The organism is Hamadaea flava, from assembly GCF_024172085.1.
GTDB classification, from domain to species: Bacteria; Actinomycetota; Actinomycetes; order Mycobacteriales; family Micromonosporaceae; genus Hamadaea; species Hamadaea flava.
Genome location: NZ_JAMZDZ010000001.1, coordinates 6,766,629 through 6,791,634, shown reverse-complemented (window position 1 = coordinate 6,791,634; position 25,006 = coordinate 6,766,629). Strand labels below are relative to the sequence as shown.

Here is a 25,006-nt window from a genome sequence, read left to right as displayed (position 1 = left end):
GACCCGCCCGTCCCGCCCGATCATGAACTAATGGTCGTGATCAACCGGCGTGGCGTGTCCGCAGCACCCTGATCACTCCCCTAGCACCATGATCAACGGGCCGCAGGGCACCCGAGATAGGGTCGCGATCATGAGTGCGAAGTTGGCTGTGGTGAGTGGCGGCGGAACGGGCATCGGAGCCGCGATCACGCGGACGCTGGCCGAGGACGGCTACGAGGTGATCATCGCCGGGCGGCGCGAGGAGCCCCTGGCCAGGGTGGCGGCCGAAGTTTCGGGCGTGACCGCGGTAGTCGCCGATCTGGCCGATCCTGACCAGGTCACACGGGTCGCCGACGCGGTCGGCGAGCGGGCGGTCGACGTGCTCGTCAACAACGCGGGCGGGTTCGTCATGTCCGATGGGGACTCGCTCGCCGACGAGGCCGCGCAGTGGCGGCGAACGTTCGACGTGAACGTGCTGACGGCAGTGCTGCTGACCTCGACGCTGGAGGCGGCCCTGCGTCGGCCGGGCGGCCGGGTGATCCTGCTCAGCTCGATCGCGGCCCAGCGTGGCGGTGCCGGGGCGTACTCCGCCGCGAAGGCGGCCCTGCACGGCTGGATGTTCGACCTCGCCGCGCGGCTCGGCCCGGACGGGGTGACCGCCAACGTCGTCTCCCCCGGATATGTCGCCGAGACCGAGTTCTTCGGCACCCGGATGACCCCCGAAGGCCACGCCCTGCGGGTCGGGCAGACGCTCGTCGGGCGGGCCGGGGTGCCGGACGACATCGCCGCCGCCGTTCGGTGGCTGGCGGGCGATTCCGGCGGCTACGTCACCGGGCAGATCATCGGGGTCAACGGCGGCTCCGTGCTCGGACGCTGACTTTCCGCCGTTGCTCGGCCTCCCGTCACTTGCGGGCACTGCTGGGCCGAGACGCGGCGCGGCCGGCCGAAGGCTGGGCTGAAGCGCTGCGGCGATCCGGAGTTCGTCCTAGCGTAGGGGGAACGAAGGAGGCAAGCCGTGAGTAATACCAGGAAGGCCGGCAATTCGAAGAACCACCATAAGTCGGACGAATTGGCATTCGACCTCGACCTGCGAGACCCCTCCGACGACCACGGGTACGCCGGGGAGCAGGCGCGGGAGGAGTCCCGTCAGGCAGCGATGGCCGCCCGCGAGAAGTCCATGCGGACGAAGATGTCGGCCGGTCAGGCGAACACGATGCGCCTCAAGCGGGGCAACCAGCCGCGCGGCGGCCGGTGACCTAACCGCGCGCCACCCGGCGTAGCAGCGAATCCGCCGCCATGGGGTACGCCCCGTGGCGGCGTACGCCGTCGGCGACCTCCCGGTCGGAGGAGACCACCACGATCGGGCGGCCCGTCGGTTCGGCCCGGACGAGCCGCCGGACCAGGTCGTCGGCGGTCTCTCCCTTACGCGAGAACAGCACTCGCAGCCCACGCGGATTCGGCGGGAGCCCGTGCACCTTCTCGGCGCCGTCGAACACCACGGTCACCTCGGCCCGGGTCTGCGCGGCGAGCGCGCCCAAAGCCGTGATCAGCCGCGTACGCTGCTGCTCCAGCGACATCTCGGGATAGCCGCGCTTCGTCACGTTGTAGCCGTCGACGATCAGGTGCACCTTCGGCAGCGTCAGCAGCTGGTCGAGTCGGCCGGGATCGTCCTGACTCTGCGCGCGCGCTGACGGGCCCGCGTCCGCCGGGCGGTCGGCGTACAGCTCGGCGGTGGCGTCCGCCGGCAGGATCGTCGCCGGATCGAGGGCCAGTTCGCGGCGCAGCCCGACGGCGGCCTGCCCGATCGTCTCCAGCAGCAGCCAGAGCCGCGCCTCGTCGACGGCGCGCTGCTGCCGGGCGTCCTGCCGGGCGGTGGACGTCGACGCCTCGGCCTCGGCCAGCTTCGCCCGCAACCGGCGCAGCTCGGCGTCATGGTCGGTGGCGTTCTTGGCCAACCGGCCCCGTTCGGCCGCCAGCGACTCGGTCGCCTTCTTCAGCGCCGCCTGCGCCTCCCGGAGCGCCTTCGCGGTGCCGCGGGACTCTTCGCGTACGCCGCTCAGCTCCTGGTGGACCTTGGCGAGTTCGTCGCGCAGCTTCTCCACCTCGACGCGGGCGACGGCGCGATCGTGTTCGGCCCGTTGGGCCCGTGACTCGGCCGCTTGCAGCACCTCGCCGACGGCCGCGCTCTCGGCCTCCAGGCGTACCGCGTGCTCGGCGGCGTCCAGCAGGTCACGCCACCCGGCCGGGCGGGCCAGGTACGCCAGCGCGGCGACCTCGACGGGGTCGGCCGCGGCGGGCGAGACGCCCTCGACCACGGCGGCGCCCAGGTCTCCGGCGTCGGCGACGACCCGCTGGCTGACGCGCTGGCGGAAGATCGGATCGGCGGTCAGATGAGCCGCGATGACCGGGCCGCCCATCCGGGCGCGCCGGTTGGGCGCGAACTTGGCCACCTTGCGCAGCGGCACCGACAACTCGTCCTGCGGAACGCTCGCGAGGACCGCCGCGGTGAGCGTGATCACCCGCTGCCGGACCGGCTCAGGCAGAATCGGCTCAGGCTGAAAGTCCAGGTCGTCGGCAGTGGTGTCGCCGCCGAGCGGATCGGCGGGCACGCCGGGGACGCCGCCCACATCCGGGCGGCCGGTCAGCTCCGGCTCCGACATCTCTCCAGTCTCCCACCTCGCCGGGCCGCACGACGAGGCACTTCTGTCACACCCGCCCCATATGGTGCGCTGCGTGCCGTCCGGACTCCCCCGTGCCGACCCGTCGGGTCGGACGAGCCGCCCCATCCCCGAGCAGCTCACCGTCGACCTTATCCTCGATGATCCGTTCGCGCAGGATCTCCTCCACACCACATTCGTCGTCCTCGACCTCGAGACGACCGGGGGCAGCCCGCACGACGCCGACGGGATCACCGAGGTCGGGGCGGTCAAGGTGCGGGGCGGCGAGGAGCTGGGCCGGTTCGCCACACTGGTCAATCCGGGTCAACCCATTCCACCGTTCATCACGGTGCTGACCGGCATCACGACCGCCATGGTGACCCCGGCGCCCAAGATCGAGGCGGTGCTGCCCGGGTTGCTGGAATTCCTCCGGGACGCGGTGGTCGTCGCCCACAACGCCCCCTACGACGTCGGCTTCCTCAAAGCGGCCTGTGCGCGCCACGGCTACACCTGGCCGAACCCGCGGGTGCTCGACACCGCCGCACTCGCCCGCCGGGTGCTGATCCGCGACGAGGTGCCCAACCGGAAGCTGGGGACGCTGGCGGCGTACCTGCGGACCGAGCACCAGCCCAACCACCGGGCGTTCGACGACGCACTGGCCACGGTGGACGTGCTGCACGCCCTGATCGGCCGGCTGGGCAGCTTCAAGGTGCGGACGCTCGGCGACGCCATCGAGTTCACGAAGGCGGTCACGCCGACGCAGCGGGCCAAACGCGGGCTCGCCGACGGGCTGCCCCACGCCCCCGGCGTCTACATCTTCCGGGCGGCCGACGACCGGCCGCTCTACGTCGGCACCTCCGGCGACATCGCGACTCGCGTACGCACATATTTCACCGCCGCCGAGAAGCGTGCCCGGATGTCGGAGATGATCCACATCGCGAACCGGGTGGAGGCGGTCGTCTGCGCGCACGCCCTCGAAGCCCAAGTACGCGAACTCCGGCTCATCGCCGCGCACGCGCCGCCCTACAACCGGCGGTCGAAGTTCCCGGAGCGGGCCTGGTGGGTGCGGCTGACCGACGAGCCGTTCCCCCGCTTGTCCGTCGTACGCGAGCCGGGCGGCGGCCGGACCAGCCTGGGTCCGTTCTCCGGACGGCAGGCCGCGCAGGCGGCGGTGGACGCCTGCCACGAGGCGTTGCCGCTCCGGCAGTGCACGGCGAAACTGTCGCCGCGCAAGCCGTCGGCCACCTGTGCGCTGGCCGAGTTGGGCCGCTGCCCCGCTCCGTGCGAGCTGCGGGTCGACCCCGGCGAGTACGGCGAGCTGGCGGCCGATCCGTTCGCCACGTCGGTGACCGGCGACCCGGCTCCCGTGGTGGACCGCTTGATGGCACGGCTGAAGGTGCTGGCCGACGCGCAGCGGTTCGAGGAGGCGGCGGCGCTGCGCGGCCGGCTGGCGGCGTTCCTGCGGGCCGTCATCCGCATGCAACGGCTGTCGGCGGTGACCCGGATCGGCGAACTCGTCGGGGCTCGGCGGGATGCCAAGGGCGGCTGGGAGATCGCGATCGTCCGGCACGGCCGGCTCGCCGCCGCCATCACGGCTCCAGTCGGGACACATCCGAGGATCAGCCTGGAGACCGCCCGGCTGACCGCCGAAACCGTACGCCCCGCGGTCGCCGGTCCGGTCCCGTGCGCGACGGCTGAGGAGACGGAACGGATCCTCGATTGGCTGGAGCGACCGGAAACTCGGCTCGTCGAGGTCTCCGCCGACTGGGCGTCACCGATTGGTGGCGCAGCGCGACTAAAACCCCTGTTAGCGAGGCTCGACGCGGCTTCCACGACACGGATCGTGAACGAAAGCCCATGAGGTATTGACCGAAAGTCCGACACGTTCGTTACTAGTCTTAAAGAACGCGAGGAGCCCCCGTTCCGTAGGAACCTTCACCACAGTTCCTAGGGGACGCATGAGCACCGTCCGCCACAAGGGAGGTGTCCATTATGGATGTCAATGCCACCTTGGGCACCACGCCGATATCCGGCCGGGTGCGGTCCTGGTTCGCGGCCCCGGACCGGTTGGGCCGGCCGGTGCCGAGCATCAGCCCGATGGCCGCGCTGGTGCGCGCGCACCGCCAGGTGCACCCGGGCGCGGACACGACGGTCGTGCGGAAGGCGTACGTGACGGCCAAGCGGTCGCACGACGGTCAGTTCCGCAAGAGCGGTGAGCCCTACGTCACCCACCCGGTCGCCGTCGCCCAGATCCTGGCCGACCTCGGGATGGACACGACGACCCTGGTCGCCGCGCTCCTCCACGACACCGTCGAGGACACGCCCTACACCCTCGAACTGCTACGCGAGGACTTCGGCGACGAGGTGGCGCACCTCGTGGACGGCGTGACCAAGTTCGACAAGGGCCATTTCGGAGCGATCGCCGAGGCCGAGACGATCCGGAAGATGATGGTGGCCGCCCGCCGCGACGTGCGGGTCCTCGTCATCAAGCTGGCCGACCGCCTCCACAACATGCGAACGCTCGACGCCCGCTCCCCCGCCTCACGCGCCCGCATCGCGGGCGCGACCCGTGAGGTGCTCGTTCCGCTCTGCGACCGGCTCGGCATCCAGGTCCTCAAGCGGGAACTGGAGGACGTCGTCCTGGAGCATCTGGAGCCGGAGACGTTCGCCGAGATCGACAAGGTCGTCCAGGAACGTCCGCTCTGGAAGGACTTCCTCGACCACATGATCCTGACCACCGAGCACGCCCTGCGCGCCGACGAGGTCCGCGGCGACGTCCAGTCCCGGCACCGGCACCACTACACGATCTGGCGCGACACCCGGGCGGTCGGGGACAACATCAAGCCGCTGGACATGCCCCGCATCGTCGTCCTCGTCGACGGCCCGGACACCGAGTGCTACACGGCGCTGGGCGCCATCCACCGCACCTTCCGGCCCGTGCCCGGCCGCTTCAAGGACTACATCGCGTCGCCGAAGAACAATCTCTACCGCTCGCTGCACACGACGGTGCTCGGCCCCGACACCCGGCCGGTCGAGGTGCTCATCCGGACCCAGCAGATGCATCGCGACGTCGAATACGGCATCATCTCCCGGTTCCGGTTCCCCCCGAACCGCGTACTCTCCGACAAGGTCAGCGCCTCGATCGGGCAAGCCCTCACCAGTGCCCCGGTCATCGCGCTCGGCAAGCGGCTGCCCGATGCCCTGCGCCGACCGCTCGCCGGAGCGCTCGGCAAGCTGACCGGCGACGCCCAGGACGCCCGCGCCGCCGCCGCCGAGGCAGCCGAGACCGCCGACCTCGAATGGCTGCGCCGCGTACTGGACCTGGAACAGGACACCTCCAACGCCGCGCACTTCGTCCGCTCGCTGCGCAGCGACCTCGCCGAGACGCAGATCCAGATCATCGCCCGGGGGCGTACCGTCGTGCTGCCCAGCGGCTCGACTCCGGTCGACGTCGCGTACGAGTTCGGGCCGACCGTCGGCGACCGCATCCTGTCGGTGGCGGTGAACGGCGAGATGACGGCACTGTCGACCGCTCTGGTCGACGGCGACGTCGTGGAGATCATCGAGGCCGCCCCCGGGCAGCCGTGCGGTCCGTTCGAAGATTGGCTGACCTTCGCCAAGTCCCCGAAGGCCCGCGTCCATCTCCGGCGCCGGTTCCGCTCCTACTCCGCCGACGACGTGCCATCGGGCACCATCACCGACCGGATCGCGATCGGCCGGGCCGCGCTCGGCCTGGCGCTGCGCCGCCGATCCCGCGGCCTCGCCGACGACGAATGGCTGGTCAAGCTGGCCGAACAACTCGACTATCCCGACCTCGACACGATGCTGGTGACCATCGCCGAACACCGGATGAGCGCCGACACCGCCGTCGACCGGCTCATCCAGCTGGTCGATCACGGTCCCACCGGCTGAGGCCGCGGCCCGGTATTCGCTACAGTCTCCAGGTGAGCCCACGCCGTTCCGCCCTGCGTACCCGGCTGACCGCGCTCGGCTACGGGATCTTCTACCGGCTGCCGCACAAGTTCCGGCTCCGCCTCGTACGCCTCGCCACGCCGAAGTACACGATCGGCGCGGTGATCCTCATCCTCGACGTCGGCTCCGATCCCGACGGTCCCGTCCAGCGCATTCTGCTGCTGCGGCAGCCCCCGGGCCGGGGCTGGACGTTGCCGGCCGGGCTGCTCGACCGCGGCGAGACCCCGCTCCAAGGTGCGGTACGCGAAGCAGCCGAGGAGACGGGCATCGAGTTCCGCCCGGAGCAGTTGGTCCCGGCGACGCCGAACGCGGTCGTGCACACCAACGGGCGCTGGGTCGACACGGTGTTCACCGCCCGGGTCGACGCCGACCGGGTCAAGCTCTCGGTGGACGGAGCCGAGGTCTGGGAGGCCGCCTGGCACCCGCTCGACGAGCTGCCCAAGCTGACCGTCGCGACTGGACGCCTCCTGAGCCACTACGGCATCAGCCCCACGGATCACACTCACGGCTCGGCTGAGCGACGGCCCGGCCATGGCTGAGCTGGCCGCGATCGTGCTCGCCGCGGGCGAAGGCAGCCGCCTCCGTCCACTGACGACGCTGCGGCCGAAGGCGCTCTGCCCGGTCGGCAACATCCCCATGCTGGACCGCGCGCTCGCGCTGCTGGACGAGATCGGCCTCGCCGGGCCCGATCGGGTCGCGGTCAACGCCTGCTGGCTGGGCGATCAGGTCGCCGAGCACGTCGGCGACCGCGCGCACGTCAGCGTCGAGAAGGACCTACTCGGCAGCGCGGGGAGCGTCGGCCACCTGCGGGACTGGGTCGACGGCCGACCCGTCCTGGTGATGAACGCCGACGCGTACTTCTCCGCCGACGTCACCATCGCCGCGCTCGTCGAGGACTGGGATGGCGAGCGCCTGCGCATGCTCGGCCAGCGCCACGTCGGCGGCGAGGGCGAGTTCGGCGCCTACGACTTCGCGGGCATGTCGCTGCTCCCGGCCGCGACGGCGGCGTCCCTGCCCGCCGACCATGGCGATCTGGTACGCCTGGCGTGGCGGCCGGCCGAGGCAGCCGGGACACTGGACGTGATCCGGCTGCACGGCCTCTACCTGGATTGCGGCACTCCCCGCAGTTACCTGCACGCGAATCTGCTCGAAGTCGAGGAGAGCCTGATCGCCCCGGACGCGGTCGTCACCGGTGAGGTCCGGCGCAGCGTCGTCGGCGCGGGCGCGATCGTCCACGGTGACGTCCACGACTGCGTCATCTGGCCGGGCTCGCAGGTGGCCGCGGGCGAGCAGTTGAGCCGGGCAGTACGCGCGCAGGATCTCACCGTGCGAGTAGAGTCACGCTCGTGATCACCGCGATTGTTCTCATCGACTGTGCCACCGACTCGATCCCCGAGGTCGCCACGGCGCTGGCCGATCTGCCCGGGGTGAGCGAGGTCTACTCGGTGGCAGGCAGCGTCGATCTCATCGCCGTGGTGCGGGTGAAGGAGTTCGATCAGATCGCCGAGGTCATCGCCGGCAGCATCTCGAAGACTCCCGGTGTGCTCAACACCGACACCCACATCGCGTTCCGGGCGTTCTCGCGGCATGACCTCGAGGAGACCTTCTCGATCGGCTTCCCCGCCTGAGGCCGCCCGGCGACGCCGAGCGGTCCCACCGGGCTACCCGTCGGTAACATCTGACGGCTAGGCTGGTCGCCATGCAGTTGTTCCTCGACCGCGACGGCGACCGCCTCTCGGTCAGTGTCTCCCCGGCGGCGGATCCTGACGCGCCCTTCTTCGTCGTCTTCCCGGCGATGGGCGTGCCCGCCCGCTACTACGGCCAGCTCGTCGCACGCCTGACCGCCGACGGCTGCGGAGTGGCCGTCGCCGACCTGCGCGGCACCGGCGAGAGCCGGCCGAGGGCCACGCGAGCCTCCCGGTACGCGATGACCGACCTCGCCGACGACGTGGGAGCCGTGCTGGCCGCGACCGCCGAGCTGCGGGCCGGACGGCGCACGTTCCTGTTCGCACACTCCCTCGGCGGGCATGCCAGCGTCATCCACCTCGCCCGGAACGCCCCTGAGCATCCGGTAGACGGCCTGATCCTGATCGCGTCCGGGTTGCCGCTGTGGCGCCTGTTCGGGGCGCGGTCGCTGGGCGTACTGGGGTTCGCGAACGGCATTCGCGCGATCAGTGCTCTGCTCGGCCACTGGCCGGGCTGGGGCTTCGGCGGCCGCCAGTCCCGGGGCGTCATCCAGGACTGGGCGCACACCGCCCGGCGCGGCGAGTTCGCACCCCGCCTCGGCGTGGCCGACCGGCTCGGCGACATCTCCGTACCGGTCCTCGCGATCAGCGTCGACACCGACCAGTACACCCCGCCGCCGACGATCGAGCTGCTCGTGGGCAAGCTCACGGGGACCACGGTGACCCGCGTACACGTGAGCGAGGCCGAGGCCGGGGCTCCGCTCGACCACTTCCGCTGGGCCAAGGCGCCGGGCGCGATCGTCGACCGGGTCACCGCCTGGCTGCCCACCGCCGTCTTGGCCGCCGACCAGCCCTGATCCGCCCTGATCCGCTACGGATTACGGATAGCGAGAGGCCCCCGCCGGATTCGGCGGGGGCCTCTTCGCGTACTGCGGTCAGACGCTGGTCTTCTCGCGGTCCTTCTCCGGAGCCGGCGGCAGCTGCGGCTTGACCGGCACCTCGATCGGCCGGAAGAAGCCCCGGATCGCCGGGCCGAGCGCCCCGAGCCGGTTCATCTTCTTCGGCACGGTCCAGCCGATGTATGGCAGCTCCTCCGGGTGACCGTGGTCGTCCAGCGGCGCGAGCGGCTGGTGGACCTCGACGAAGGCGCCGTTCGGCAGGCGCTTGATGATGCCCGTCTCGACACCATGCGCCAGCACCTCCCGGTCGTGCTGCTGGAGACCGAGCGCGATGCGGTGGGTGATGTAGTACGCCAGCGGCGGGATCACCAGCAGACCGATCCGGCCGGCCCAGGTCATCGCGTTCAGGCTGATGTGGAACTTGTCCGCGATGATGTCGTTGCCGCCGGAGATCAGCAGCACGACATAGAACGAGATCGCCATCATGCCCAGCGCCGTACGCTGCGGTGCGTCCCGCGGCCGCTGCACCAGGTTGTGGATCGACTTGTCCTTGTTCTTCCGGGCCTCCAGGAACGGCCACAGCATCGGCAGGACGGTCAGGATGCCGGGCAGCACGACGGTGGGCCAGAAGATGCCGGGGATCATGTACTGGTGGCTGCCGATGGAGAAGGTCAGTTCCCAGGCGGGCATCAACCGGGTCGAGCCGTCGAGGAACATGACGTACCAGTCGGGCTGGCTGCCGGCGGAGACGACGGCCGCGCGGTAGGGGCCGAAGAGCCAGATCGGGTTGATCTGGAACAGGCCGCCCATCGCCGCGATGACCGCGAAGACGAGCATGAAGAACCCGCCCTGCTTCATCACGTAGCGCGGGAAGAACCGCTCGCCGACGACGTTGCTGTTCGTCCGGCCCGGGCCGGGCCACTGCGTGTGCTTCTGGATGAAGACCAGCGTGACGTGGACCGTGATCAGGGCCAGCAGCACCAGCGGGATCAGGAACACGTGCACGATGTACAGGCGGTCCAGGATCACGTGCCCGGGGAACTCCCCGCCGAACAGCGAGCTGGTCACCCAGGTGCCGATGACCGGGATGGACAGCATGATGCCCGTGGCGATCCGCAGACCGGTGCCCGACAGCGCGTCGTCCGGCAGCGAGTAACCGGCGAAGCCCTCCAGGAAGGCGAGCCAGAACAGCAGGAGGCCGATGATCCAGTTCGTCTCACGCGGCTTGCGGTACGCGCCGCTGAAGAAGATCCGGAACATGTGGACGATGATCGCCGCCACGAACAGCAGCGCCGCCCAGTGGTGCATCTGCCGGATGATCAGACCACCGCGGACGTCGAAGGACAGGTCCAGCGACGAGGCGTACGCGTGGGACATCTCCTGGCCGCGCAGCGGCACGTAGGAGCCGTCGTAGGTCACCTCGGTCATCGACGGGTCGAAGAACAGCGCCATGAAGGTGCCGGTCAGCAACAGGACGATGAACGAGAACAACGCGATCTCGCCCAGCAGGAACGACCAGTGGTCGGGGAAGACCTTGTTGAGGATCCCCCGGATCGGACCGGCGACCTTGAACCGCTCGTCGACGGCGTTGGCCGTCGCGCCCGGCAGGGCCTTGAGGTCTACTTTGCGTCGCTTCATTTGGATGGCCTCTCCCAGTACGCGGGCCCGACGGAGACGTCGAAGTCGCGCCGCGCGAATAGGTATCCCTCATCGTCGACGCCGATGGCGAGCATCGGCAACCGGCGAGCGGCCGGGCCGAAGATCGGCCGGGCGTTGTCGGTGATCAGGAACTGCGACTGGTGGCACGGGCAGAGCAGCCGGTTGGTCTGCTGCTCATAGAGGCTGGCCGGGCAGCCGGCGTGCGTGCAGATCTTCGAGTACGCCACGAAGTTGTTCCACATCGACCCGCCGTCCTCAGCGTTCACCGGGTACTTGTAGAGGTTGTCGCGCAGCGTCTGCGCGTCTTCGTCACGCAGGTGGATGAGCAGCACCGGGGAGTCGGCGAACTCGTTGGTGACGCCGATCCCGCCCGGCAGCCCCGGGAAGACCGTGATCTGGCCACCGGTGCTGATGTCCTCCGGGCGTACGTAGGTGTTGTCCTCGAGGACCATGCGCACCGGCTTGCCGTCGTTGAAGACCTGGGCGTTCCAGCCGGTGGTCATGTACGGGTCGGTGTCGTCCGGGCCCTTGTGCGGGTCCTTCAGCAGCATGCCGACCGGCACCGCCACCGCGGCCGCGCCGAGTCCGAGGCCGCCCAGGCCGAGCGCGCCCTTGATGAGCGGCCGGCGCTGGATGTTGAACTCGCTGCCGATGAAGCCTAGTGTGCCCGCGGCCAGCGCCCGGTCCTCGGGGGACGACGGGTCGTTGTGCCGCTGCTGGATCGCGATCTCGTGCGGCAGGAGCTTCTTGCCGTAGACGAGGATCGCCATGCCGATGGCGAACAGCGACAGCCCCAGGGTGAAGCCCAGCAGCGGGGTGAACCAGTCCTGCGCGGTCGTGCCGAAGTGGTACTCCTTCGGCTGGCCCAGCGGCGACACGTAGATCACGACGAAGGCGATCGCGGCCAAGCCGCACAGCAGGAGCAGGAAGGCGACGAGGCGCTCCACCCGCTTCTCGGCCTTGGTCCCCGGCACCGGGAACTGCGGCTCGTAGTGCACGATCTCGATCTCGTCCCGCCGCAGGCCCTCGTCGAGGACCTCCCGGTAGGTGAGGTTGGGGTCCGTCGGGTCGACGGCCTTCGCGCCGCCCGGGACCTCCGTGGTCTCGTGGTTGCTCATGACTTCCCCGCAATCCAGAGGGTGGCGAAGACCAGCGCGACGATGCCCACCAGGAAGATGGCGAGGCCCTCGGTCACCGGGCCGAACCGGCCGAGGCCCCAGCCGCCCGGGTCCTGGTCGCTCTTCATGCCCTGCACGTACGCGATGATGTCCAGCTTCTCCTGCGGGCTGAGCTGGTTGTCACCGAAGACCGGCATGTTCTGCGGTCCGGTCAGCATCGCCGCGTACATCTGGCGATCGGTCGCCTCTTCCAAGCCGGGGGCGTACTTGCCGGACGACAGCGCGCCACCGCCGGCCGAGAAGGCGTGGCAGGAGGCGCAGTTGACCCGGAACAGCGCGCCGCCGTTGGCGACGTCGCCCTGGCTGGCGTCGATGGTCGCGGGCAGCTGCGGTCCGCCGCCGAGCTCCTGGATGTACTGCCCGAGCGAGTCGGCGTTCTGCTGCAGTTCCTCGCCCGACCAGAACGGCCGCTTGCGCGGGATCTGGGCCTCCTGGCGAGCCGCCGGCATCCGGCCGCTGGTCACCTGGAACTCGACCGACGCCGACCCGACGCCGATCAGGCTCGGGCCCTTGCCGTCCACGCCCTGCGCGTTGCGGCCGTGGCAGGTGATGCAGTTCTGGTCGAACAGCGCCTTGCCGTCCTCGGCCGAGCGCGACAGCGTCGCGGCGTCGGCGGCCTGCGTGGCCGGCGCGACGGCGACGTACAGACCGCCCGCGAGGACCAGCGCCGCGAGCATGCGGATGGTGGCACCCGTACGCCGCGCGGCCTTGCCTCGCCGACGCGGCGCCGCCAACCGCCGCATTCGGGCGGTGAGTCCGCCGCCCTTGCCGGTTTCAGTTGTCATGGCCATACCTTTGTCGTCTGCATCCGAGGCACGCCGGGTCATGACAGGCCGCCCAGGCGCTCCAGCAGATAGATCATGAAGAAGAGGGCGATCCACACGACGTCGACGAAGTGCCAGTAGTACGACACGACGATGGCCGAGGTCGCCTGCGCCGGAGTGAACCGGCCCAGGGTGGTGCGGATCATGTAGATGACGAAGGCGAGCAGACCGCCGATGACGTGCAGCCCGTGGAACCCCGTCGTGAGGTAGAACATCGAGCCGTAGCCGTCGCCGTTGATCTTGATGCCCTCCGCCACCAGGTTGCGATACTCGTTCGCCTGCCCGAGCACGAACACCAGGCCCATCACGAAGGTCAGCGTGAACCAGCGACGCAGGGCGTACACGTCGCCGCGCTCGGCGGCGAAGACGCCCATCTGGCAGGTGACCGAGGAGAGCACCAGGATGATCGTGAAGGTGAGCGCGTAAGGCAGGTTCAGCACTGGGAAGTGGTGTTCCCACATGCTGAAGTCCGCCGCGCGGATGGAGAAGTACATCGCGAACAGCGCCGCGAAGAACATCAGTTCACTCGAGAGCCAGACGATGGTCCCTACGCTGACCATGTTGGGTCTGGTCAACGAGTGGATCCCGCTCTTGGCGATAGCTGGGGCCGCAGTCACGCGGTCATTATTATCCTCGACCAGCATCGAACGGCGTCGGGGTGCCTGTTAAGGCGGCGTGTCGTGATCCGCTCACTCGCCGCGGACCGCCCCGACGTGCCGCTCACCTGCGGCGGGACTAGCCTCAAGGGGTGTTCCCCAGCCTGATCGACGCCGTCACGGGCGAACTCCCCCCGTTCACGGCGGCCACGATCCTCAGCCAGACCAGAGTAGACGGATGGCTCGCCGCGATGCTGCTCCTCACGGGCGGCTGCTACCTCTACGGCGTCCATCGGCTGAAGGCGCGCGGCGACAAGTGGCCGGTGAACCGCACGATCATGTTCGTCGGGTTCGGTCTCGGCTCGATCGCGCTGGTCACCCTGACCGGCATCGGGGCGTACGACACCACCCTGGTCAGCGTGCACATGGTGCAGCACATGGTGCTCGGCATGGTCGCGCCGATCTTCCTCGCGCTCGGCGCCCCGGTCACCCTCGCCCTGCGGACGTTGCCCAAGAAGCCGCGTGCGCTGCTGCTGGGCGCGGTGCACAGCAAGGTGGCGCGCGTCCTGGCGTTTCCCCTGGTCGCGTACGCCATCTTCGTGGCGAACCCGTTCGTCTTGTACTTCAGCGACCTCTACCGGCAGACGCTGGAGCATCCGTGGCTGCACGAGTTCATGCACGCCCACTTCATCGCCACCGGGTGCCTGTTCTTCTGGCCGCTCCTGGGCCTGGACCCGCTGCCGGGGCGCTGGCCGTATCCGGGGCGGGCACTGCTGATGGTGCTGAGTGTGCCGTTTCACACCGTCCTCGGGCTGACCATCATGCAGCAGAAGAACCTCCTCGGCGGCGACTACTACCCGTCCCTGGGCCTGACCTGGGCAAACCCCGCTTCGGACCAGGTGACCGCGGGCGGCATCCTCTGGGCCGGCGGTGAGCTGGTCAGCGTGACGATGCTCGCAGTCCTGGTGGTGCAGTGGATCCGGGCCTCGGAACGGGAAGCCGCCCGGGTCGACCGCCAACTGGACCGGGAAGAGGCCGAGGCCGCCCGCCATGCGGCCGCGCAGGCCACCGGGCAACCGAGCGGGCCACCGGCCGCTCAGCCGGCCGACATGACCAGTCTCACACCACATCAGGCCCCCGAGTACGATCAGCGGGCAGCAACCAGCTAGCGGCGCAGCACGGCTGCGCGCGTACCTCACAGCGCGGGAGCCCTCGACATGACCGAAGCACCGACCCAACGGCACACCGTCCTGCTCTACAGCGACGATCCGGCGGTCCGCGAGAGCATGCGCCAGGCCATCGGCGTACGCCCCGCCGCCGACTTGAGCATCGAGTTCGTCGACGCGTCCACGTACGCCGAGTGCGTCAAGCTGATCGACGACTACGAGATCGACCTGCTGGTGCTGGACGGGGAGGCGTCTCCCGGCGGCGGCATGGGCATCGCCCGGCAGCTGCACGACGAGGTCGCCGATACCCCGCCGACGGTGCTCGTCATCGCCCGCGCCGCCGACCGCTGGCTTGCCGCGTACGCCAAGGTGACCGCGACCTTGACCCACCCGCTCGACCCGGTGACCACCGGGCGTACCGTCGCCGACCTGCTTCGTCAGAAGGCTTCGGCGTCGGCCTGATCCCGTCACGACCCGCCGGCGCAGCCGGGTCGGCCCCTGCCTCGTCTGGAGGACCCGCCATGGGCGAACGCACCTGGCCCAGTCTGTTGTCCGCGTTGACTCGCGCCCAAGAGATCTCCACCGACGACGCGGCCTGGGCCATGGAGGAGATCATGGCCGGGTCGGCCACCTCGGCTCAGATCGCGGGCTTCGCGCTGCTGCTGCGGGCCAAGCGGGAGACGCCGGCTGAGCTGGCCGGGCTCGCCGCGACGATGCTGAGCATCGCGCCCGCCGTCCCGTTGTCGGCGGCGCAGCGCGCCGAGGCGGTCGACATCGTCGGCACCGGCGGCGACGGCGCGCACACGGTCAACATCTCCACCATGTCGGCGCTCGTCGTGGCCGGTGCCGGGGTGCCCGTCGTCAAGCACGGCAACCGGGCGGCGTCCTCTCTGTGCGGTGGGGCGGACCTGCTGGAGCACTTCGGCATCCCGCTGGACCTCGGCCCGGCCGACGTGCTGCGGTGCGTCGAGGAGGCGGGCATCGGCTTCTGCTTCGCCGGCCGGTTCCACCCGGGTCTGCGGCACGCCGGTCCGACCCGGCGGGAGCTGGGCGTACCGACCGCGTTCAACCTGCTCGGCCCGCTGACCAACCCGGCCCGCCCGCGCGCCGGGGCGGTCGGCGTGGCGGACAGCCGCCTGGCGCTGACCGTCGCGGGCGTCTTCCGCGATCGCGGTGATTCCGTGCTGGTGGTGCACGGCGAGGACGGCCTCGACGAGTTCACCACGGCGGCCCCGACCACCGTCCACGTCGTACGCGGTGGCGCGATCCACACGACGACGGTGGACGCGGTGGACCTCGGCCTGGCCCGCAGCGCTCCCGGCGACCTGCGCGGCGGCGACGCCCCGTTCAACGCGGCCGTGGCCCGGCGCCTCCTGGCCGGTGAGACCGGCCCCGTACGCGACGCCGTCCTGGTCAACTCGGCGGCGGCGCTGGTGGCCGTGGCCGGAGTGGACGCTCCCCCGTTCGCCGACCCCGACACCGACCTGCGGGTGGCGTTGCGGGCGGGCATCGAGCGGGCCGCCGCGGCCATCGACTCCGGTGCGGCGGCGAAGGTCCTGAACACCTGGGTCGCGGTGGCCAACACCCGCTGATCCGCTCGGCGGTTACATGATCAGGGTCAATTCCACGGTGCTATAGCAACGCGAAACTTCCCCTGATCATGAAGCCGGTCATGAAGCACCCCACGGCAGCGCACGAGAAGCGCCGCATAATGCGAAAGCGCCGCCCGGCTTGCCGGGCGGCGCTTTCAGATCAGTGCGTCAGTGCTCCGCGGTACGCCGAGTGCCGGTGTAGTACTCGAACAGCATCGCGCAGGCGGCGAAGATGACGCCGAGCATGCCGAGGGCGATGAGCCACACCATCCAGAAGACCATGCCGACTCCGGCGGTCGTGGCGAACGCCGCGATGCCGAACGGCCAGTAGCTGCCGGGTGAGAAGAAGCCGATCTCCCCCGCGCCCTCGGCGATCTCGGCGTCGTCCCGGTCCTCCGGGCGCAGGTCGATGCGCCGCGAGACGAACCAGAAGTATCCGCCGCACATCGCGCAGAGCAGCGTCGACATGATCAGGGCGGTGGTGCCGACCCAGTCGACGTGACCCAGCGAGTGGTTGGTCCACCACCCGTACACCGGTGCGCAGAGGGCCAGGAAGAGCGCTACGCCCCCGAAGATCCGCCATTCAGACTTCATCGTGCGTACTCCTTAGTTGCCCAGGTTCACGGGGACCTGCTGCGCGTCCTTCTTGAGGTCGAACGGCGTGGTCGTCGTGGCGTACGGAGCGGAACCGATCGCGGTCAGCGCCTGCGGCGTGGTCTGGCCGGCCTTCTTCGCGGCGAGGAACTTCTGGTAGTTCTCCGGCGAGACCGCGCGGACCTCGAAGTTCATCATCGAGTGGTAGGTGCCGCAGAGTTCCGCGCACCGCCCGACGTAGGAGCCTTCCTCGTCGATGGTCACCTCGAAGACGTTCCGCACGTTGCCCGGGAACACGTCGCGCTTGAAGAGCATCTCCGGCACCCAGAACGAGTGGATGACGTCCTTGCTCGTCTCCTCGATCCGGATCGTCTGGCCCGTCGGCACGACCAGCACCGGGATGTAGTCGCTGGCCCCGGTCGTCGTGGCGACCGTGGTCGCGTTGGTCTGGGTATCCGGCGCCGTCCGGTAGTTGAACTGCCAGTTCCACTTGAACGCGACGACCTCGACGGTCACGTCGGGGTTGGCCGAAAGCTTGTTCACGTTCGTCTGGATCACCGCGGTGTAGTAGAAGAGCACCGCGATCACGAGGAACGGAAGGACCGAGTAGAGCACCTCGATCGGCAGGTTGAACCGCGTCTGCGTGGGCAGTTCGGTGTCGCCCTTGCGCTTCCGGTAGACGATGATGCACCAGAAGATGAGGCCCCACACGAAGAAGCCGACGGCCAGCGCCGCGACCACCGACCAGATCCACATCTCGTACATCTGGTTGGCCTGCGGAGTCTTGCCGCCCTCAGGCCAGCCGAACCCGCCGAACGGCTTGCCGACGTCATAGGCGTCGCATCCGGTCAGGAATGCCAGAGTTCCCACGGCGAGTGCGCTCAGACCGAGCGCCCGTGACCGACCCTTTGCCACCTAGATCTGCCTCCCTTGCCGCCGCTCCGGGCGTTGACCGGCGGAGCGTCTGTCGACGCGTCGCACACTACTCGACCATGCGTCCCGTTTCGGTCTGGGGGTCGGCGTGTCTGGCTGGGGCAGTAGGTTGGAGCCATGTCTGAGCAGGCAAGGCAGGGCGCGTACTTCGATGCCGCGACGGCGTCTCCCCTGCATCCGGCCGCGCGTGAGGCGATGATCGCGTCGCTCGCGGACGGCTGGGCGGACCCGTCACGGCTCTACACGCAGGCCCGCCGGGCCCGCGGGCTGCTCGACGCGGCGCGCGGCGCGACCGCTGAAGTTCTAGGGGTACGCCCAGCGGAGCTGACCTTCACCGCCGGCGGGACGGCCGCAGCGCACCTCGCCGTCCTGGGTGGACTGGCCGGGCGGCGGCGGTCGGGGCGGGTCTTCGTGCATTCGGCGATCGAGCACTCGGCTGTTCTGCACGCCGGGGAGGACCACGTTTCCGCTGGTGGCACGGCTGTCTCCGTCCCCGTGGACGGGATGGGCCGGCTCGACGAGCAAGCCTGGCAGGCAGCGGTCGGCGCCGATGGTGTGGCGTTGGCCGCACTCATCGCCGCCAGTCATGAGGTCGGCACGCTGCAACCGGTCGATCGAGCTGCCGAAGTTTGCGCTGCTCACGGCGTACCGCTGCTGGTCGACGCGGCGGTGATCGCGGGCCGGATGCCGCTGCCGACCGGGTGGTCGATGCTGACCGCGAGTGCCCGCAAGTGGGGCGGACCACCCGGGGTCGGTGTGCTCGCCGTCCGCACCGGTACGCGGTTCGACCCGCCGCTGAGCGCGCACTGGTCGCAGCCGGAGCGGGCGGCCGGACACGGGCCGGGTGCGCCCGACCTTCCGGCGATCGTGGCGGCCGCCGCCGCGCTGCGAGCCGCGTGGAGCGAGGCGGCCGCGGAGTCGGCGCGGCTGAGCAAGCTGGTGGATCACATCCGCGATCGGGTCGCGGCGACGATTCCGGACGTCGAAGTGGTCGGCGATCCCGTCGACCGGGCGCCGCACCTGGTCACCTTCTCCTGTCTCTATGTCGACGGCGAGTCGTTGCTGCGCGAGCTGGACCGCCGGGGCTACGCCGTCTCCTCGGGCTCCTCGTGCACCTCCTCGACGCTGGAGCCGAGCCACGTCCTGGTCGCGATGGGCGCCCTGTCCCACGGCAACGTCCGCGTCTCCTTGCATCGGGACGTGACCGAGGAGCAGGTACGCCACTTTCTGGCCGAGCTGCCGGAGATCATCGCCCGGCTGCGCGAGGAGGCGGGGGTGACCGGCCTATGAGTACGCACGAGCTGGACTGCCTCGGCCAGCGCTGTCCCCTGCCGGTGATCGCGCTGGCCCGCCGGCTGCCGCAGGTCGCCGTCGGCGACGTGATCCGGGTGCTGGCCGACGATCCGGCCGCGGCGCTCGACATCCCGGCGTGGTGCCGGCTCCGAAGTCAGGAGTTCGTTGGGTCGCCAGCCGAATATGTCTACGACGTGCGGCGAAGCAGCTAGCCGAAGACTATTGGTTGACACCGATCTCTGGGAGCGCTTCCATAGACACGCCCGCCTCACCGCCCAGTGAGGCCGCCCCGGAGGTTCTGACATGTCCTCATCCCCGCAGAGTGCGTTCTCCACGCGTACCCGCCTGCTGTTGATCATGGGAGTGACCACCGCGCTGGCCGCGGTGTCCCTGATCGCCGGCCTGTCCACGGCCCGTGCCGCCGACCCGACGCTGCACCAGCTCGCGGCGGCCAAGGGCAAGTATTTCGGCTCCGCCACCGACAACCCGGAGCTGACCGACACCGCCTACACCGCCATTCTCGGCAGCGAGTTCGGCCAGATCACCCCGGGCAACTCGATGAAGTGGGACACCACCGAGCCGACCAGGAACACCTTCGCCTTCACCAAGGGCGACGCGGTCGTGAGCTTCGCCAAGAGCCACAACCAGATCGTCCGCGCGCACACCCTCGTCTGGCACAGCCAGCTGCCGAGCTGGGTCTCCAGCCTGGCCGCCACCGAGGTGCAGGCGGCGATGGAGAACCACATCACGCAGGTCGCCACTCACTACGCGGGTCAGGTGTACGCCTGGGACGTCGTCAACGAGCCGTTCAACGAGGACGGCACCTTCCGGACGAGCGTCTTCTACAACGCCATGGGCAGCGGATACATCGCGACCGCGCTACGCGCGGCCCGGGCGGCCGACCCGACGGCGAAGCTGTATATCAACGACTACAACACCGACGGCGCCGGCGCGAAGGCCGACGCGATGTACAACCTGGCCGTCTCGCTCAAGGCGCAGGGAGTGCCGCTCGACGGCATCGGCTTCCAGGGTCACCTGGCGATCCAGTACGGCTTCCCGACGAACATGCAGGCGAACCTCCAGCGCTTCGCCGACCTCGGGCTGGACGTCGCGATCACCGAGCTGGACGTCCGGATGATCCTGCCGCGGGACGCGACCAAGGACGCCACCCAGTCCACTTACTACACCAACGTCGTGAACGCGTGCGTGGCCGTCACCCGCTGCGTCGGCGTCACCATCTGGGACTACACCGACAAGTACTCCTGGGTCCCGTCGGTCTTCTCCGGCCAGGGCGCGGCCCTGCCGTGGGACGAGAACCTCGCCAAGAAACCGGCGTACACCGCGATCTATCAGGCGCTCGGCGGCATCGTGAGCACCACCTCGCCGTCGCCGTCCAGTCCCGCGCCGTCCACCCCGGCTCCGCAGAACGGCTGCAAGGTGGTCTACACGGCCAACCCGTGGACGGAGGGCAGCGGCGTCGGCGGCTTCACCGCGAGCATCACCATCACGAACACGTCGTCCACCGCGATCAACGGCTGGGCGCTGCGGTTCAGCCTGCCGTCCGGGCAGACGCTGACCCAGTCCGGCTGGAACGCCACGTACGCCGTGAGCGGCCAGGCCGTGACGGCGACGAACCTGTCCTACAACTCGACGATCGGGGCCAACGGGTCGACCAGCATCGGCTTCAACGGCCGCTGGACGGGCAGCTACACCAGCCCGACCGCGTTCACCCTGAACAACGTCACCTGCTCATAGCCTGGATGCAGATCAGGGATGTGCCTGCTTCCGCGGCTCCCGGAAGGCGGCACATCCCTGATCTGCACATGAAGAACTAGGCGGGGAGGAAGGGCCGGACCTCGTTGGCCGCCTCGTCCCCGTAGGACTCGGCGAGGCGCTTGGCGAACATGTCCGAGCGCACCTCGTACTCCTGGGTGCCGACGGTCTCCAGCACGAGCGTGGCGAGCAGCGCACCGACCTGGGCCGCGCGCTCGAGAGCGAGACCCCAGGAGAGGGCGGCGAAGAAGCCGGCCCGGAAGCCGTCGCCGACACCCGTCGGGTCGTACGCGTGGATCTCCCGGGCGACGGGAACGTGGATGCGCGTGATGTCGCGGCCGGTGATCTCCACACCGTTCTTGCCGAGCGTGGTCACCCGGATCTTCACCCGGTCGAGGATCTGCGCGTCGGTGAGCCCGCTCTTCTGCTCCAGCAGCGACTTCTCGTACTCGTTGGTCAGCAGGAACTCCGCGCCGTCGATCAGGTGCAGGACGTCCTCGCCCGGCATGCGGGCCAGCTGCTGGGACGGGTCGGCGGCGAACCGGTAGCCGCGCTCACGGCACTCCTGGGAGTGGCGCACCATCGCGGCGGGGTCGTTCGCGCCGACCACTACGAGGTCGATGCCGCCGAGCCGGTCGGCGACCGGGGCCAGCTCGATGTTGCGGGCCTCGCTCATGGCGCCCGCGTAGAACGAGGCGACCTGGCACAGGTCCTCGTCGGTGGTGCAGACGAACCGCGCGGTGTGCGCCACCTCGCTGATGTGGACCGAGCCGCAGTCGACGCCGTGCCGCTCCAGCCACGAGCGGTAGTCGGCGAAGTCCGCGCCGACCGCGCCGACCAGCGTGGGGCTCAGGCCGAGCTGCCCCATGCCGAAGGCGATGTTGGCCGCCACCCCGCCCCGCCGGACGACCAGGTCGTCGACCAGGAACGACAGCGAGACCTTGTCGAGCTGGTCGGCGATGAGCTGGTCGGCGAAGCGGCCCGGAAAGTGCATCAGGTGATCGGTGGCGATCGAGCCGGTGACGGCGATCTTCATTGGCTGCCCTCGATAGGTCGGCGAACGTTAACGGGCGGGGAACACCGCATGGCATGCCCAGCGCCGGGCCAGCCTACCGGGAACCGACAGCGAAGAGGGCCGCCACGTCGCCAAGACGACGTGGCGGCCCTCCGTCACCGCATGAGGTGAAGGTGAATCAGTGGAACGAGTCACCGCACGCGCACGAGCCCTGCGCGTTGGGGTTGTCGATGGTGAAGCCCTGGGCGTCGATCCGGTCGGCGAAGTCGATCGTGGCGCCCGAGAGGTACGGAGCGCTCATCCGGTCGACGACGACCTCGACGCCGTCGAAGTCGGCGATCACGTCGCCGTCGAGCTGACGCTCGTCGAAGAAGAGCTGGTAGCGCAGGCCGGAGCAGCCACCGGGCTGCACGGCGACGCGCAACCGCAGGTCGTCGCGACCCTCCTGCTCGAGCAGCGCCTTGACCTTGCCGGCGGCGACGTCGGTGAGGAGGATGCCGGTCGCGGCGGTCTCCTGCGACTGGGTGGTAGGACTGGTCACGAGTGCTCCCTGATCTGTTGCGATCGTCGTCTCAAAGCCAACGCTAGCTCGCCGGCGACGATTCCTGGTCGGCGACCCGGCCGTGGGGTGGTAAATCACGGCCGAAATCCTCAAGCGTCTCCGCCAGCACCGCCCGCTGCGTCGGGCAGGCCTGCTGCCAGCGCTCCCGGCCGGTGTCGGTGATGTGCACGAAGACGCCCCGGCGGTCGGTGGCGCACGACTGGCGCAGCACCAGACCTTCCCGCTCCAGCCGGTCGACCGCGCGGGACAGCGCGCTCTGGCTGAGGTGAACCTCGTCGGCAAGCTCCTGCATCCGGGCCGCTCCGGGGCACTCGCGCGCCTCCGCCAGCCGGTCGAGGATCTCGAACTCGCTCATCCCGAGTCCGTGCTTGTCGTGCAGGGCCTTGTCGAGCTGGCACGAGGTCGATGTGAACAGGCGTGCCAGGTCGCGCCACTGCCGGACATGCGGTGGCGCCTCCCGTTCCACGATCTCGAGGCTCACAAGGCCGAAGCCTAGCATGCGCCTGCACAACATGCGAGAGCATTTTATGTTTGCGCATTCAATGCGGATGCATGTACGTTACCCCGCATGATCGTCACCGAGTCATCGGCCAGCACCTCCGCAGAACGCAACAACAAGCGCGGCCGGCACGCAGGTGTGCCTGGTCCCGTTCCGGATACCCGCTGGACCCCGCAGCTCTGGGGCACGCTGCTGGTCCTCTGCACCGTCCTCTTCCTCGACGGCCTCGACGTCTCGATGGTCGGCGTCGCACTCCCCGCCATTCAGGCCGACCTTGGCCTGTCCACCGCGTCGTTGCAGTGGATCGTCAGCGGCTACGTCCTCGGTTACGGCGGCCTGCTGCTGCTCGGCGGGCGTACGGCGGATCTGCTCGGGCGACGGCGGGCGTTGCTCGTGGCGCTCGCGGTCTTCGCGGCGGCGTCCCTGCTCGGCGCGCTCGTCGACGACGGCGGGCTGCTCATCGCCACCCGGTTCATCAAGGGGCTGGCCGCCGCGTTCACCGCACCGGCCGGACTGTCCATCCTGACCACCACGTTCCCCGAAGGCCCGGTACGCAACCGAGCCCTCGGCATCTACACGGTCTTCGGCGCGAGCGGCTTCTCCTCTGGCCTGATCCTGGGCGGCCTGCTCACCGAGATCAACTGGCGGGCGACCTTCCTCCTGCCCGCTCCCCTCGCGCTCATCGCGCTGGCGGCCGGGATCAAGCTCATCCCCAAGAACAGCGAGCGCGCCGCCGGTGGACACGACATCCTCGGTGCCGTGACCTCGACGGCCGCCCTCCTCTTAACGGTGTTCACCGTGGTCAACGCACCGGCCGCGGGCTGGGGCTCGGTGCGTACGCTCGGCTCGTTCGCGGTGGCGGCCCTGCTGTTCGCCACGTTCATCGCCGTCGAGCGACGGATCAAGCACCCGCTGGTGCGGCTGGGCATCTTCCGCAACCGCACCCTCGTCCGGGCCAACGTCGCGGCGATCACCGTCGCCGGGGCGTACATCAGCTTCCAGTTCGTGCTCGGACTGTTCCTGCAGGCCGTCCTCGGCTGGTCGCCGTTGCAGATGGCGCTGGCCCTGCTCCCGGCCGGGCTCATGGTCGCCTCGTCGGGCTCCCTGATGGGCCGGCTGATCACCCGCTATGGGACCGGGCGGCTGATCGCGGGCGGCATGGGCGCGTTCGTGCTCGCGTACGCCTTGTTCCTCGGCGTCGACACGGCGTCCTCCTACTGGCGGATGCTCCCGACGGTGCTGCTGCTGGGCGTCGGCTTCGCCCTCGCCTTCTCGTCGATGAACGTGCAGGCCACCAACGGCGTGGCCGACGAGGAGCAGGGGCTGGCCTCCGGCCTGGTGCAGACCTCGTTCCAGGTCGGCGGCGCGATGGTCCTCGCGATCACCACGGCGATCGTCGGCAACGAGGTGATCCAGCCCGGCCGGGTGCCGTCGGCGTTCGGCCCCGCCATCGCCGTGATCACCGCCGTCACCCTCGCCGGGCTGCTCGTCGCGCTGCTCGGCGTACGCCAAGGCGCGGCGAAGCCGGAACCCTCCGTCGATTCGGTCCCCGCCGAGCGGGAGCTGGAAGAGGTCTACTCGTAACAGTCCTGGTTCTTGACCTGCACCGCCAGCTGGACGACCCGGCCGCCGTACACCTCGATCCGGTAGACGGCGGCCGGGTTGCCCGGCACCGCGATCTGGCCCCGGCCGTCGCGTTCGCCGCCGCCGACGGGCTTCCAGCCCGGGTAGGCCTCGTGCAGCTTCCCGTAGGACATGCCGACGGCGACGCCCTCCGGAGTGCCGAGGCCGGCGTATCCGTAGATCGCGGCGAGCCCGAGTTTCTTCGAGAAATACAGCCGCCCCTCGGTTCCGTTCGAGGCGGCGCCCTTCAGGTAGGCGTACCGCCCGCAGGTGGTCCCGGCCGACCCGGCCGGTTCGCTGATCAGCCCCGTGGCCTTGGCCTGGTCCGGCGTCATGCCCAGCTTCAGCTCCCCGTATCCGGCCGGGCCCAGCGTCACCGCCACGGCGGCGGACGACGAGGTCGAGGCGGGCCCGGCCGCTGGGGTGCAAGCGGCCACCGGCAAAGCGATCACGAGCAACGACAGAACACGGCGAAACAACTTCATGGCGAACCCCCGTTCGAAGTCT

General features: G+C 69.8%; 26 protein-coding genes. 15 read left to right on the top strand and 11 right to left on the bottom strand.

The genetic code is table 11. The annotated features are described in order from the left end of the window. Positions 1 to 130: 130 nt before the first annotated feature. Together HDA40_RS31915 and HDA40_RS31910 are read left to right on the top strand one after the other, a co-directional pair. A complete protein-coding gene (locus tag HDA40_RS31915) occupies positions 131 to 856 on the top strand; it encodes an SDR family NAD(P)-dependent oxidoreductase (RefSeq protein ID WP_253761511.1) in 726 nt (241 codons plus the stop codon). A gap of 138 nt (positions 857 to 994) precedes the next feature. Beyond that, positions 995 to 1,234 carry a hypothetical protein gene (locus HDA40_RS31910; protein WP_253761510.1) on the top strand — a complete coding sequence of 80 codons (240 nt, stop codon included), beginning with the start codon at positions 995 to 997 and terminating at the stop codon, positions 1,232 to 1,234. A 1-nt stretch (position 1,235) separates the two neighbouring features. Here HDA40_RS31910 and HDA40_RS31905 read toward each other — a convergent pair whose 3' ends face one another. Beyond that, positions 1,236 to 2,639 carry an NYN domain-containing protein gene (locus HDA40_RS31905; protein ID WP_253761509.1) on the bottom strand — a complete coding sequence of 468 codons (1,404 nt, stop codon included), beginning with the start codon at positions 2,637 to 2,639 and terminating at the stop codon, positions 1,236 to 1,238. A 124-nt stretch (positions 2,640 to 2,763) separates the two neighbouring features. On the opposite strand from HDA40_RS31905, the gene HDA40_RS31900 reads away from it, so the two are divergent. The 6 genes from HDA40_RS31900 to HDA40_RS31875 all read left to right on the top strand — a co-directional run bounded on the left by HDA40_RS31900 (position 2,764) and on the right by HDA40_RS31875 (position 9,150). Next, on the top strand, positions 2,764 to 4,497 hold the full coding sequence (locus tag HDA40_RS31900; RefSeq protein ID WP_372503200.1) for a DEDD exonuclease domain-containing protein: 1,734 nt from the start codon (positions 2,764 to 2,766) through the stop codon (positions 4,495 to 4,497). A 131-nt stretch (positions 4,498 to 4,628) separates the two neighbouring features. Next, positions 4,629 to 6,548 (top strand): RelA/SpoT family protein, encoded by a 1,920-nt coding sequence (locus HDA40_RS31895; RefSeq protein ID WP_253761508.1) that lies wholly within the window; start codon positions 4,629 to 4,631, stop codon positions 6,546 to 6,548. 32 nt (positions 6,549 to 6,580) lie between these two features. Then, positions 6,581 to 7,147 (top strand): NUDIX hydrolase, encoded by a 567-nt coding sequence (locus tag HDA40_RS31890; protein WP_253761507.1) that lies wholly within the window; start codon positions 6,581 to 6,583, stop codon positions 7,145 to 7,147. Continuing rightward, positions 7,140 to 7,958 carry a nucleotidyltransferase family protein gene (locus HDA40_RS31885; RefSeq protein ID WP_253761506.1) on the top strand — a complete coding sequence of 273 codons (819 nt, stop codon included), beginning with the start codon at positions 7,140 to 7,142 and terminating at the stop codon, positions 7,956 to 7,958. Before HDA40_RS31890 ends, HDA40_RS31885 begins: the two co-directional genes overlap by 8 nt. Next, positions 7,955 to 8,236, top strand: a complete 282-nt coding sequence (locus HDA40_RS31880; protein WP_253761505.1) for an Lrp/AsnC family transcriptional regulator — start codon at positions 7,955 to 7,957, stop codon at positions 8,234 to 8,236. The genes HDA40_RS31885 and HDA40_RS31880 overlap by 4 nt, the downstream gene beginning before the upstream one ends. A 71-nt stretch (positions 8,237 to 8,307) precedes the next feature. Beyond that, positions 8,308 to 9,150: an alpha/beta hydrolase family protein gene (locus HDA40_RS31875; protein ID WP_253761504.1), complete on the top strand. Its 843-nt coding sequence runs from the start codon at positions 8,308 to 8,310 to the stop codon at positions 9,148 to 9,150. Positions 9,151 to 9,228: 78 nt separating this feature from the next. On the opposite strand, the gene qcrB is transcribed toward HDA40_RS31875, so the two are convergent. From qcrB to ctaE, 4 genes are read right to left on the bottom strand one after another with little or no spacing between them, the layout of a single operon-like run. After that, complete coding sequence (qcrB, locus tag HDA40_RS31870; protein WP_253761503.1) at positions 9,229 to 10,830, bottom strand: cytochrome bc1 complex cytochrome b subunit; 1,602 nt, start codon at positions 10,828 to 10,830, stop codon at positions 9,229 to 9,231. Continuing rightward, positions 10,827 to 11,969 (bottom strand): cytochrome bc1 complex Rieske iron-sulfur subunit, encoded by a 1,143-nt coding sequence (gene qcrA, locus HDA40_RS31865; protein ID WP_253761502.1) that lies wholly within the window; start codon positions 11,967 to 11,969, stop codon positions 10,827 to 10,829. The genes qcrB and qcrA overlap by 4 nt, the downstream gene beginning before the upstream one ends. After that, entirely contained in the window at positions 11,966 to 12,814 is an 849-nt protein-coding gene (qcrC, locus tag HDA40_RS31860) for a cytochrome bc1 complex diheme cytochrome c subunit (protein ID WP_253761501.1), read from the bottom strand. Before qcrC ends, qcrA begins: the two co-directional genes overlap by 4 nt. A gap of 38 nt (positions 12,815 to 12,852) precedes the next feature. Continuing rightward, complete coding sequence (ctaE, locus tag HDA40_RS31855) at positions 12,853 to 13,470, bottom strand: aa3-type cytochrome oxidase subunit III (RefSeq protein WP_253761500.1); 618 nt, start codon at positions 13,468 to 13,470, stop codon at positions 12,853 to 12,855. A gap of 131 nt (positions 13,471 to 13,601) precedes the next feature. On the opposite strand from ctaE, the gene HDA40_RS31850 reads away from it, so the two are divergent. The 3 genes from HDA40_RS31850 to trpD are packed head-to-tail and all read left to right on the top strand — an operon-like array spanning position 13,602 to position 16,207. After that, complete coding sequence (locus HDA40_RS31850) at positions 13,602 to 14,618, top strand: cytochrome c oxidase assembly protein (protein ID WP_253761499.1); 1,017 nt, start codon at positions 13,602 to 13,604, stop codon at positions 14,616 to 14,618. 48 nt (positions 14,619 to 14,666) lie between these two features. Beyond that, positions 14,667 to 15,077, top strand: a complete 411-nt coding sequence (locus HDA40_RS31845; RefSeq protein WP_253761498.1) for a response regulator — start codon at positions 14,667 to 14,669, stop codon at positions 15,075 to 15,077. Positions 15,078 to 15,136: 59 nt separating this feature from the next. After that, positions 15,137 to 16,207: an anthranilate phosphoribosyltransferase gene (trpD, locus tag HDA40_RS31840; RefSeq protein ID WP_253761497.1), complete on the top strand. Its 1,071-nt coding sequence runs from the start codon at positions 15,137 to 15,139 to the stop codon at positions 16,205 to 16,207. Between the two features lie 168 nt (positions 16,208 to 16,375). On the opposite strand, the gene HDA40_RS31835 is transcribed toward trpD, so the two are convergent. Continuing rightward, entirely contained in the window at positions 16,376 to 16,801 is a 426-nt protein-coding gene (locus HDA40_RS31835; protein ID WP_253761496.1) for a cytochrome c oxidase subunit 4, read from the bottom strand. Between the two features lie 12 nt (positions 16,802 to 16,813). Beyond that, the gene (gene ctaC, locus HDA40_RS31830) at positions 16,814 to 17,716 is read right to left on the bottom strand and encodes an aa3-type cytochrome oxidase subunit II (protein ID WP_372503034.1); all 903 of its coding nucleotides are present in this window, start codon (positions 17,714 to 17,716) and stop codon (positions 16,814 to 16,816) included. A gap of 135 nt (positions 17,717 to 17,851) precedes the next feature. On the opposite strand from ctaC, the gene HDA40_RS31825 reads away from it, so the two are divergent. The 3 genes from HDA40_RS31825 (at position 17,852) to HDA40_RS31815 (ending at position 20,782) form a co-directional block, all read left to right on the top strand. After that, positions 17,852 to 19,024 carry a cysteine desulfurase family protein gene (locus tag HDA40_RS31825; protein ID WP_253761495.1) on the top strand — a complete coding sequence of 391 codons (1,173 nt, stop codon included), beginning with the start codon at positions 17,852 to 17,854 and terminating at the stop codon, positions 19,022 to 19,024. Continuing rightward, positions 19,021 to 19,239 carry a sulfurtransferase TusA family protein gene (locus tag HDA40_RS31820; RefSeq protein WP_253761494.1) on the top strand — a complete coding sequence of 73 codons (219 nt, stop codon included), beginning with the start codon at positions 19,021 to 19,023 and terminating at the stop codon, positions 19,237 to 19,239. Before HDA40_RS31825 ends, HDA40_RS31820 begins: the two co-directional genes overlap by 4 nt. A 91-nt stretch (positions 19,240 to 19,330) precedes the next feature. Then, on the top strand, positions 19,331 to 20,782 hold the full coding sequence (locus HDA40_RS31815) for a glycoside hydrolase family 10 protein (protein WP_253761493.1): 1,452 nt from the start codon (positions 19,331 to 19,333) through the stop codon (positions 20,780 to 20,782). A 76-nt stretch (positions 20,783 to 20,858) separates the two neighbouring features. On the opposite strand, the gene HDA40_RS31810 is transcribed toward HDA40_RS31815, so the two are convergent. The 3 genes from HDA40_RS31810 to HDA40_RS31800 form a co-directional block, all read right to left on the bottom strand. Next, entirely contained in the window at positions 20,859 to 21,836 is a 978-nt protein-coding gene (locus HDA40_RS31810; protein ID WP_253761492.1) for a carbohydrate kinase family protein, read from the bottom strand. A 157-nt stretch (positions 21,837 to 21,993) separates the two neighbouring features. Continuing rightward, positions 21,994 to 22,356 (bottom strand): iron-sulfur cluster insertion protein ErpA, encoded by a 363-nt coding sequence (gene erpA, locus HDA40_RS31805; protein ID WP_253761491.1) that lies wholly within the window; start codon positions 22,354 to 22,356, stop codon positions 21,994 to 21,996. Positions 22,357 to 22,399: 43 nt separating this feature from the next. Then, positions 22,400 to 22,858 (bottom strand): MarR family winged helix-turn-helix transcriptional regulator, encoded by a 459-nt coding sequence (locus tag HDA40_RS31800; RefSeq protein WP_253761490.1) that lies wholly within the window; start codon positions 22,856 to 22,858, stop codon positions 22,400 to 22,402. An 87-nt stretch (positions 22,859 to 22,945) separates the two neighbouring features. Between HDA40_RS31800 and HDA40_RS31795 the strand changes: the two genes are divergently transcribed. Beyond that, positions 22,946 to 24,460, top strand: coding sequence for an MFS transporter (locus HDA40_RS31795; RefSeq protein WP_253761489.1), 1,515 nt, complete (start codon positions 22,946 to 22,948; stop codon positions 24,458 to 24,460). Here the strand turns inward: HDA40_RS31795 and HDA40_RS31790 are convergent. Further along, on the bottom strand, positions 24,451 to 24,984 hold the full coding sequence (locus HDA40_RS31790) for a hypothetical protein (RefSeq protein WP_253761488.1): 534 nt from the start codon (positions 24,982 to 24,984) through the stop codon (positions 24,451 to 24,453). The two genes, HDA40_RS31795 and HDA40_RS31790, sit on opposite strands and share 10 nt — an antisense overlap. Positions 24,985 to 25,006: the final 22 nt, after the last annotated feature.